General features: G+C 41.0%; 7 protein-coding genes. 2 read left to right on the forward strand and 5 right to left on the reverse strand.

The genetic code is table 11. From position 1 onward, the window contains the following. Positions 1-48: 48 nt before the first annotated feature. From Q0779_RS11945 to Q0779_RS11960, 4 genes are all read right to left on the reverse strand, one after another. Entirely contained in the window at positions 49-1,257 is a 1,209-nt protein-coding gene (locus Q0779_RS11945) for a hypothetical protein (RefSeq protein WP_298772840.1), read from the reverse strand. Between the two features lie 352 nt (positions 1,258-1,609). Continuing rightward, on the reverse strand, positions 1,610-3,418 hold the full coding sequence (locus tag Q0779_RS11950; protein ID WP_298772841.1) for a curlin: 1,809 nt from the start codon (positions 3,416-3,418) through the stop codon (positions 1,610-1,612). Positions 3,419-4,032: 614 nt separating this feature from the next. Continuing rightward, on the reverse strand, positions 4,033-5,676 hold the full coding sequence (locus Q0779_RS11955) for a curlin (RefSeq protein ID WP_298772843.1): 1,644 nt from the start codon (positions 5,674-5,676) through the stop codon (positions 4,033-4,035). 22 nt (positions 5,677-5,698) lie between these two features. After that, complete coding sequence (locus Q0779_RS11960) at positions 5,699-6,073, reverse strand: curlin (RefSeq protein ID WP_298772900.1); 375 nt, start codon at positions 6,071-6,073, stop codon at positions 5,699-5,701. Positions 6,074-6,622: 549 nt separating this feature from the next. Here Q0779_RS11960 and Q0779_RS11965 point away from each other — a divergent pair. Continuing rightward, a complete protein-coding gene (locus tag Q0779_RS11965) occupies positions 6,623-9,136 on the forward strand; it encodes a S8 family serine peptidase (RefSeq protein ID WP_298772845.1) in 2,514 nt (837 codons plus the stop codon). A gap of 418 nt (positions 9,137-9,554) precedes the next feature. Then, positions 9,555-10,001 carry a hypothetical protein gene (locus tag Q0779_RS11970; RefSeq protein ID WP_298772847.1) on the forward strand — a complete coding sequence of 149 codons (447 nt, stop codon included), beginning with the start codon at positions 9,555-9,557 and terminating at the stop codon, positions 9,999-10,001. Positions 10,002-10,047: 46 nt separating this feature from the next. Here the strand turns inward: Q0779_RS11970 and galK are convergent, their stop codons facing one another. Beyond that, complete coding sequence (gene galK, locus Q0779_RS11975; RefSeq protein ID WP_298772848.1) at positions 10,048-11,244, reverse strand: galactokinase; 1,197 nt, start codon at positions 11,242-11,244, stop codon at positions 10,048-10,050. Positions 11,245-11,443 lie beyond the last annotated feature (199 nt).

The following is an 11,443-nucleotide window of genomic DNA, read 5'->3' on the forward strand; positions in this document are numbered from 1 at the left end:
AGTTTATCAGCACGCTTGGATAAGTGTAGTCAAAGGAAGTGATTTTGCTTATTGTTGAGTGACTATAGCTGTATTCAACTCACCCGTTTGGGCGACAAATAAAGCGTGATGTTCGCCAATCTGCTCACCCATAACGATATTATCATGCCCATTTTGCGTCAAATTTAGTGTGCTATTATGCCCAGAGACGTCAAAGCTGGATGAGTCAATTCCTGTTAGGTTATTGTTATTACCCCATTGAGTGACTGTTGCCATGTTTTCATTGCCATCTATGAGGAGTTCAATAGTATTGATATCGCCTGTTTGGTTCATCTCCTTGTAGGTGTTGTCATCGCCAAATACATTGAGATGTGTACTATTATGGAGACCCGTTTGAATCACATCTGTCTGGTTGTTATCACCAAGAGTAAAGGTGAAGATATGATTACTCTGGCCATCGGAATAAAAGTTGACTTGATTATTTGAGCCTTCTGTTACTAAAGAAAGGCTGTTTTCAGCTCCGGTTTGGCGTAACATCTGAGTATTTTCATTTCCCCACATTTGTGTTTGTTGTGTATTGTTGCCGCCAATTTGTGCACTGATAATTTGATTATTATTACCATTACTTATGGTATAAAATGTATTTGAATCTCCTTCTTGGCTCGTGATGACTTTATTATCAACTCCTTGCGAGTCGATAATGTTGATATTGTTATCACCGATTTGCAAGGTGTGTGCATCGTTCAGATCACCATAAGTGTTGATCGACAAGTCATTTTGTAGACCTATTTGCTCGGTCAGTGTTGTATTTTCTTGGCCTATTGTATGGATATTGGTTTGATTGAATGTGTCTGCTTGTCTGGCTATAGTGTAGTTGTTATTACCTTCTGTATTGATGTCGCTTCTATTGTTGAAGCCTTTTTGATGGCTTTTATCGACATTTTTATCACCTTGCTGAAAGATATTGCTAATGTGTTCTTCTTCACCTTGATAGAGGCTAATCCAGTTTTTTTGACCACGAGTGAAAGTTGTTGCAGATGAAAGCGTACCATTCTGTTTAATTCTCACGGTTTGCCCATCACCGACTTGATTAACGCTTGCATGTTGGGCGTCCCCTTTCTGATCGACCACCACATTTTGCCCTATGACGGTATTATTGGTGACAATGGTTTGTTGGATATCTGCCGTATTGTTGGAGGCGGCAAAAGCGGTGGCTGACATACCGAGACTTGTTGCTGTACTGAATATCATTATCGTTTTTTGGGTAGGCATTTTCATCATTTTTCCTTACATGGCTGATCTTGTTATTCAGTGACCGAAAAACTAACGAATCATGCATAGAGTTGTCATATCATACTCATTAATCGAACGCCGCTAATGAAAGATAAGTTGCACTCTACAATGAATTGAATGCATTGCTGAATAATAACTAACTGGCTTACGATAGTAATGACACTAAATGTATAGGCATATGGTTTTTTTTGCATCGGAACTAAGTCTATTTTTTGAGCAATTATTAAGGCGATATTATTAGAATTGAGAAGGGTGAGAGAGGGAGTGATAAAAACAGAGAGCCACAGCTCTCTGTTTGATGGGAGTATAAATGCGTTTCTTTTAAGATAACCTCAAATTAGTTTTGAATAACAGTCGCAGAATTGAAATCACCTGCTTGAGACACGAGGAGGTTGTTTTGGTTGCCATGCTGCCCACCGATGAGAGTATTGTTATTGCCTGTTTGTGTTATCTCGAGCTGGTTGGCCTCACCGACAACAACAAATTCCAATTGGTCATCACCACCAATCCAGTTTCGATTACCCGTTTGAGTCATCATGGCGATATTATCATCACCATCAATGATCAGGGCGATTAAGCTAAGATCGCCAGACTGTGTGGCTTCAATATCCACATTTCTTTCACCCGTAAGCTTAAGAAGACTGACGTTGTCACTCCCATCTTGCGCAAGAACCACGTTATTTTGCTCACCATTTATTTCAGCATAACCGAAGTTACCGTTACCGTCTTGGGTTATCGCGATCTCATTATTATTACCGTTAGCGAAAGCAGATAAGGTATTCATCGTCCCATTAGAGTTGAGTCTTAAATGGTTATCATCACCGTTAACTTGAGCTAGGCTGAAATTATTATTGCCTTCTAAGTCAGTGTCGATGTTGTTGTTATTGCCGTCAGAAAAGGCAATGATGTCATTGTTATTGCCATCAGCAAAAGCAATGATATGGTTACTCAAGCCGTTAGCGTTAAGATCGAGGTTGTTATCATCGCCATAGATCCCAATAGTTCCGGTATTAGTGACGCCTCTTTGAGCTAATTTCAGGCTATTTTCATTACCATGAACTTTGAATCGAACGCTATTGGATTCGCTTTGTTGCTGGATATTGAGGTTGTTATCATTACCTTGAAGCAGAGCTGTCATTGTGTCGCCAATGACATTGTTGTTGCCTGATTGGACAATTTCAACATTATTATCATTTCCACTGGCGAACTCAAGGAAGTCAGTGTTGTTAAAGCCCGTTTGCACCATTTTGATTTCATTGCCTGAACCGACGAGTGAGTAAGTTAAACTGCGATTGTCATCACCTTCTTGCTGGATCATGAAGTGATTATCGTTGCCGTCCACACCTTGGATCACACCGAGATTAGTATTACCCGTTTGAGAGACTTCCATATCGTTGTTGTTTCCGATATTCATGCTACCTTGAGTCGATAGCATACCAGTAACGTTATCATCCCCAAATTGTGCGATACGGATGTCATTGTTACTACCTTCTACAAGAGAAACGGCATAATTAGTGATACCCTCTTGATGAATAAGGGCAGTGTTAGCATCACCCATGTATTCAACGGTTGCATCATTTTGCACGCCATTTTGCATAACATCTGTGTAATGACTGTTCCCCGTTAGGTCAATGCCTGTTTGGTTAAAGGTATCATATTGGTTTACAGTCACTTGGTTATCATTACCGAGCGATGTAATTTGTGCATCATTTTGAGAGCCAACTTGCATGACATCCGTCATGTTGCCGTTTCCAACACTGCTGATGTTTGCTTGGTTAAAGAAGTCATATTGCACAACACTTGTGTCGTTATGACTGCCTTCTTGATTAACTGTGGCGATATGCCAGTCATCTGCTTGATCAACATCCATGGTATTTTCAACACCTCTAGAATTGACATAAGCTTCTGCCCATACACCATCTTGTATGATGGTGGCAGTTTGCCCATCACCAACTTGGTCGACAGTGGTAATATGCATAGTTCCTGCCTGCTTAACATAAGCTTCTTGTTCCATCGGTGCACTTGCAGTGACAGTGGTTTGATTGATGTGAGTTGTGTTATCAGAAGCCGCTAACGTTGAAGCCGTGAATCCAATCGCTGCTGCAACAGCAAGAGAGATAATGGATTTCTTTGTATATGATTTCATAAGCATTCCCTGTTTTATGTGATTAATATGATGTTATTGAGAAATGAGTACTGCCGAGTTGATTAAGTTGAACTAAATTGGCGTCTCCAACCTGAATGATAGCGCCTGGGTTACCTTGCTCTATTTGATCCCGCTCCCATGGGGAGCATATGGGATGGGTGGCTCAATTTTGCTTGGTTTATCTCACTAAATTAAGAAAGATGAATAAGGTTATCTTGACCCTTTATTTTTAGCTGTGTGTGCCATGTTAATCCTTAGTCCCATTGGGATTGCCAAGTACATTAACGCCACTACTGATAGGGGGAATAAGGTGTTAAAAGGTGGTGATGAATGCTCCTTTATATCTGATTAAACAAACTTATTTTTTATTTTATTTGTTATCCATAAAGCATGGTCTACCTCATGTTTCATGATCCAAGTTATTGATAAAAATACAGGCATATTAATTTGCCGCAATCGGAATAAAGTCTATTTATCGACCATTATCATCAGAAGGGGGGATGAGGATTGAGAACGGTGAGAGGGGGAGTAGAATAAAACAGGAAGCCTAGGCTTCCTGTTTTTAGATATGTGTTATGACACTAACGGTATTTTCTCTTTAAGAGAAAGCCAAATTAGTTTTGAATAACAGTTGCAGAGTTTAAGTCACCCGTTTGAGAAACAACGATGTTGTTGTTAGTACCAAACTGAGAACCAGAGACTAAGTTGTCGTTACCACTTTGAGCAACCATTAAGCTGTTACCTTCACCGATAACTTCAAAGGCTGAACTATCGTCTCCGCCAACCCAGTTACCGTTACCTGATTGTGTCATCATAGCAATGTTTTCATCGCCTTCAATGATAAGATCAATTAAGTTAAGGTCGCCAGATTGTGTGGCTTCAACATCCACGTTTCTTTCACCCATGACAGTGATCAATGTTTCGTTGTCGTTACCGTCTTGCTCAACGTCAACTTCGTTACGCTCACCTAATACATCCACATAGCCGAAGTTAGTGTCACCTTCTTGTGCGATTTCGATGTCGTTGTTGTTACCATCAGCGAAAGCGACAACAGTGTTGCTTAGGCCGTCAGAGTTAAGATCAAGATTGTTGTCATCGCCGTAAATACCGATAGTGGCGAAGTTAGTGGTACCTTCTTGATCAAGATCTAGGTCATTTTCATTACCAAAGACTTGGAATTCAGCGGCATTGGCTTCACCTTCTTGATGAAGATCTAAGCTGTTATCATCACCTTGAAGTTCGGCAATCATAGTATCGCCAATGATGTTGTTGTTACCTGATTGGACTATTTCAACATCGTTGTCGTTACCGTTAGCAAAATCTAAGAAGCTAGTGTTATTAAAGCCCGTTTGCTCCATTTCAATTTCATTGTCAGAACCGACTAAAGAGTAAACTGAACTTTTGTTTTCATCACCTTCTTGCGTGATCATGAAGTGGTTGTCGTTACCGTCAACACCTTGAATAGCAGCTAAGTTTTGATTACCCACTTGAGATATTTCAGCGTCGTTGTTATTACCCACATTCATGCCGCGCTCAATACCTGTCATGGCTGCTAAGTTATTGTCACCCATTTGTGAAATCTGCACATCATTGTCTTCGCCTTCGACTTGAGAGATGGCGATGTTCGTCACACCTTCTTGGCTGATGATAGCAGTATTGGCATTACCCATATATTCAACAGTTGCATCATTTTGCACACCATTTTGCATAACGTCAGCGAAGTTACTGTCGCCTGTTAGGTCAATGACAGTCTGGTTAGAGGTATCATATTGATTTACAGTGACTTGGTTATCATTACCTAGAGAGGTAATTTGTGCATCATTTTGAGAACCATCTTGCATGACATCAGTCATGTTGTAGTCTCCAACACTGCTGATGTTTGCTTGGTTAAAGAAGTCATATTGAGCAACATTTGTGTCGTTATTACTGCCTTCTTGATTAACCGTGGCGATATGCCAGTCATCCGCTTGATCAACATCTACGTTATTTTCAACACCCCTAGAATTGACATAAGCTTCTGCCCATACACCATCTTGCATGATAGTGGCTGTTTGGCCATCACCTATTTGGTCGACAGTGGTGATATGCATAGTCCCTGTTTGCTTTACATATGCATCTTGACCCATAGGTGCGCCAGCTGCTGCAGTGGTTTGATTAACGTGAGCCGTATTGTCAGATGCGGCTAACGCTGATGCACTGAATCCTATACCTGCGGCTACTGCAAGAGAAATAATGGATTTTTTCGTTACTGATTTCATAAGCATTCCCTGTTTTATGTCATTAATATTGTGTGATTGAAATAGAGGCATTATCCGCAACTTGCTCTATTGAGAAATTAGCGCTGCCGAGTTGATTAAGTTGAACTAAATTATCGTCTCCTACTTGTATGATAGCCGCTTGATTATCGTTGCCGATTTGATCTAGCTCTACCTGATTGCGTTCCCCAAGCTGGGCAATATCGGCTTGATTTCCCAATCCTACTTGCAAAAGCTCTGCATAATTTTCATTACCAGATTGGATCAAGGTAGCCTGGTTCATTTCACCGAGTTGGGTAAGGTGAATCAGGTTATCTCGACCGCTTCTTTCTAGCAGTGTTTGAAGGGTAACGGGTAATTCATTTGTCCCTGTGATATTTTCGAGTTCATCAGCACTCACGCTGAAACTGCATACCTGAAAAACAGTGGCGAATAACAAGGTTTTAAAAGCTGACAATGAACACTCCTTTGTGTTTAATGAAACAAAGACGGTCTGCCTTTGTTATTTCATTTATTAGCTATCCATAAGACTTGGTCGACCCCATGCCTCATGATCCAAGTTATTGATAAATCTACATGCATATAAATTTGTCGCAATCGGAAGAAAGTCTATTTATTCGTTTGATATTTGTTGTTTAAAAAATGTTCTTATTGGTTACATGTAGCTATTTTTCAGTTGGTTAGTATTGATTTTGCAGTTTCCTTTCAGTTTACATAATATATTTGTATTAGTAACAAAGTTGTAAACTAAATTAAAAAACTTTTAAAACTTGATTTCACATGGTACCTATTCTTCTGCTTACTAATTTAAAGTTAAGTAAAGCATGTATCTTTTTTTACTTTTTCACTTTTTGGCTTTGGGGCTATCGTTTTTCTTTATTAAGCGAAGCGTTACATGGAAGTGAAATGGATTCTAAAAACGTAAAAAAACTAAATAGGAAGCCAGTTTATGTTTAAAACTTTATCTCCTCTTGCAATTGCCATTGCCGGTGCAATTGCGGTTTCATCTGTACCTGCTATGGCGAAAGATACAATTGAGCATGAGTATGTAAAAGACTCTTTAATTGTGGTTTATAAAGATAATGCCACGACTGCCGAAAGGTTGTCAGCACAGCGCCTTGTGCGTGGCACGATGCGAGATAGCAATGCTGATGGTATTGATGATAAATTTGCTCGTTTACTTGAGGGTAAGCTTGCACGTTTGGCATTACGTGAGGGAGCTGATGTTAAAAAAGCCATTAAAATAATCAGCCAGCATCCAGCAGTTAAATATGCAGAGCCAAACTATGTGATTAAAGCTTTGGGGATACCGGATGATCCAAGTTTTGTTTCTTTATGGGGAATGAATAATACAGGACAAGATGGCGGCAGCGCGGATGCTGATATCGATGCTGTTGAAGCGTGGGAAATTAGCACGGGCGATACGAATGTTGTGCTGGGTGTGATTGATACTGGGGTGGATTATAACCACGAAGATTTGCAAGCCAATATGTGGACGAACCCTAATGAGATCCCAGGTAATGGCATAGATGACGACGGTAATGGCGTTATCGATGATATTCATGGCTATAATGCAAACACTAATTCTGGTGATCCTATGGATGGCAATGGCCATGGTACCCATGTTGCTGGCACCATTGGCGCGAAAGGAAATAATGGTGTGGGTGTCGTCGGTGTCAACTGGGATGTGAGCATCATTGGCTGTCAGTTCTTAGATGCCAGTGGCTCAGGTTCAACAGAGGGGGCTATTGCTTGTATTGATTACATGACTGACTTGAAAGTTAATCATGGGGTTAATATTAAAGCGACCAATAACTCTTGGGGCGGCGGTGGCTTTAGCCAAGCGTTGAAAGATTCTATCGATGCTGCGGGTGATGCAGGCATTTTATTCTTTGCTGCGGCGGGTAACAGCGCAGTTGATAATGATGTGAATCCTCATTATCCATCAAGTTATGATTCTGAAGCGCTAATGTCTATTGCAAGTACCGATCGTAATGACAACATGTCGAGCTTCTCACAGTGGGGCTTAACCAGTGTTGATATGGGCGCGCCGGGTTCGTCCATTCTATCGACAACACCAAGTAATGGTTATTCAACCTATTCTGGTACATCAATGGCCACACCTCATATGACTGGTGCAGCAGGCCTAGTGTGGTCAGTCAACCCTAATTTATCGCCTGTTGAAATGAAGCAGTTATTGATGGATACAGGTGATGTGAATGCTGATTTAACGGGTAAAACCGTTGCGGGAACGCGTTTGAATGTCGCGCAGGCGGTAGACGGGGGCGATCCTGAGCCAAGCTTTAAGTTTGCGGTTTCTCCTATGACGCAAACCATCGAAGCAGGGGCTAGCACGAGTTACGATTATACTGTTGGCAGTATCGCAGGTTGGGATGGCGAAGTGGCACTATCAGTGTCTGTCTCTCCAGAGCTGGCGGGTGTGTCTTTATCAACGGATACCGTCGTTGTCGGTGATACCTTTATGGTGAATGTTGCAACCGATGCCAATGCGGCTTGGGGTGATTACAGCATTACTGTTCAAGGTGTGAGTGGTGATATTGATAAGAGTCAGTCTGTGTCTTTAACAGTGCTTCCACAAGGCATCGAAGATTTTACTTATGCTAACGATGAAGCGATGGACATTCCTGATAATGACGTCAATGGCATCGTAAGCACGATTGAAGTTGCTGATGATGTACAAGTGTTTGGTGTCAATGCTGATGTGAATATTTCACATACTTGGATTGGTGATTTGATGGTGACATTAACCTCACCAGCAGGTACTCAAGCTGTATTGCATAACCGCGAAGGTGGCAGCGCCGATGATATCGTTAAGAATTGGGACTTAAGTGCCTTTAACGGTGAAATGGCAATGGGGACTTGGACATTATCCGTTAATGATAATGTGGGCGCCGATACGGGAACGCTGAATAATTGGGGTATGGTTATTTCGGGTGTGGGAGAAGGTGGAAGTTCAGCGCCTGCTGCCAGTTTTGAATACAGCGCTTCAGGCTTGATGGTTGATTTCACTAACACCAGTTCTGATAGTGATGATGATATCGTCAGTTATGCTTGGTCATTTGGGGATGATATGACCTCTGCAGATATGAGCCCAAGCCATGAATATGCACAAGCGGGAAGCTATGATGTTGAGCTAACAGTGACAGATGCTGAAGGCAATACAGATACTAGCAATATGACTGTGACTGTGTCAGAAAATGAGATCGTAGCGAGCGTTGCACGTGCTAAAGTTTCCCGTCGTGGTAGTGCCTTAGTTGACCTGCGCTGGGGAGGGGCTATGGGTGACTTAGTGGATATTTATCGTGATGGCGTTTTGGTCAATACGACAAATAACGATGGCCGTTACCGCGATCGTTTCACTGATGCAGGCGACACTGCTGAATATCAAATTTGTCAGGCTGATACCGAGCTTTGCTCTGCGGTAGTAGTCGCGACGTTCTAAATTTTAAACAGCGATGAAAAGCGGCCCTTTGGGCCGCTTTTTTTGTTTGCAGCTAAAATGGTGTCATTTCATCTCATGTTTTAATGAAATGCTTATGTATTGATGAGTTAATTTAATTATTGTTTTAAGTGTTTTTATTACAGTAGGTTTGTTAATTATATTGATTTAACCTAACTTAAAACTTGAATAACTGATGCTTTCAACTAAATTCGATAGGAGAGAATGGACGAGCAGATTATTCGGTAATCAGTAGTGTGAACTTTGCTAAATACTCTATTGATTATCTCTAAATTTCTGTTAAAAATAGGCTCTATTAAATCATGATATAAACCATGGTTTTCAAGGTGGAGTGAGTTCCTTAGAGGCTCAGTTCAATTTATTGTGGCGGGTATGTGTTGATTTAAGGGTATTAGCATATATGTATGACATTTCTAAGAAAGAAGTTTGGTATGGTGAGTTAAGAACGGAGCGTGGCAATACGGTTCTGATTTTTGATGGCCAGTTTCCAGAAGCCTCGGCTGGGCGGATTTATTTTTATAATACGGTTCGCGATCAAATTATTGAGTATGCAGAGGATATCGTAAAAGTGAATCTGCATGATCTTGATGATGACGCGGTTAAAGCAGCAAAAAAAGAGTTTGGAAAAGCATGGGAAGCGGCACGGACGGCTTTCATGGATAAGCACGATGGGTGGGTTGAAGCGAATAGCCCTAAAAGTGCTCCAGTGAAAAAAGCAAAACCAGTAGCAGAACCCGTTGTAGAATTAGACTCAGAGGCTAATTCTGAAATTGATCCCGAATTAGAGACTGAAAGTTTAGAGGGTGAATTTGATACTGAATGGTCTAATGATGATTTTGAGAATTGATTTTTTGTCTATATCTTATTGATATAAAATCATTAAAAAGCAGCCTTTAGTGCTGCTTTTTTTGATTTAACGGTGACAGAGTCGATTCTAAGCGTTTTGCTCCATCACTGGCAGAGCATAAGTAAATATTGGCTTCTAATTGTGTGTGGCTAAAATATTGATTTTCTATGGCGCGGATGACAGTATCTGTATAGTGATGATCGACCAATGCCACTACGCAGCCTCCAAAGCCCGTGCTGGCCATACGCACGCCGCCTTTTTCACCAATAACATCAGCGATAATTTTGACAAGATAATCAATGGCGGGAACGGTAATTTCAAAATCATCTCTCATTGATGCATGGGACTGTGCCATGAGTTGACTGAGTTTTTTAATATTGCCCGCTTCTAATGCCCAAGCGGCTTGCTGAGTGCGTCGATTTTCTGTCACGATATGTTTAGCTCGTCGATAGAGGACTTCATCTAATGTATCTTTACCTGACTCGAGCTTTTTCAGTGTTAAATGACTTAACGCATCAAGTTTAAAATGGCTGGCAACTTGTTGACATTGTAAGGCTCTTAATTGGTATTGAGGCTCTAATGCTTGACGCTGCACATTGGAATTGACTATGAGTAAGCTTAAGCTTTGCGGAATAGTGATAGCCTCACTGTCTAAATCAAAACAGTCGATGAGTAAGGCTTTATCTTGTTGTCCCATTGCGCTGATCATCTGATCGACAATACCACAATGATAACCCGCATATTGATTTTCGCCTCTTTGTGCAATTTGAGCAATCGCAAGAGGGGATAAATGTAATTGATTAATATCGTTAACTGCGGTACCAAATGCAATTTCTAATGCCCCAGAAGAGGAGAGTCCAGCGCCTAAAGGCACACTGCTGACAATGGATAAATCCATGCCTGTGGCAGGCAATCCAGTGGCGGCCATGGAGGCACTAAATCCTTTTAAATAATTGACCCAAGCTTTTGGGTCGGCAGGGATCATGCAGTCTTCTTTACCAAATCGCCATTCCTGAATATGGCCCGGAAAGGCATCGGAAACGGCTCGAAACTGTTGATCATTTCTGCGTTTAACAGCAATGACCGTATGAAAATTAATCGCGCTCGATAGGACAAAACCTTCATTAAAATGGGCATTTTCTCCCATAATATTAATGCGTCCAGGCGCCAAGTAGAGGCCGTCGGCCTTAGTACCGAAGGTTTGTATGAAGAGCTTGTTCGCGCGTTGAGCTGGATCCGACATAATGAGCATTCCCGCAATATAAAACAGTATTATTATTATGTTTCTTCATTTCCCTTTAAAAATAATAATTAAGGGCAATTGACTTTCAGTAAAATAGCAACAGTTAAAATATGATTATAGTCAATAAGTTTACAACTTTGGGGGATGTATTTTAATTTTTTAAATGTCTCTTACTCTATATATAACACGACGAGATAGA

Source organism: uncultured Shewanella sp., from assembly GCF_947491715.1.
GTDB lineage: Bacteria > Pseudomonadota > Gammaproteobacteria > Enterobacterales > Shewanellaceae > Shewanella.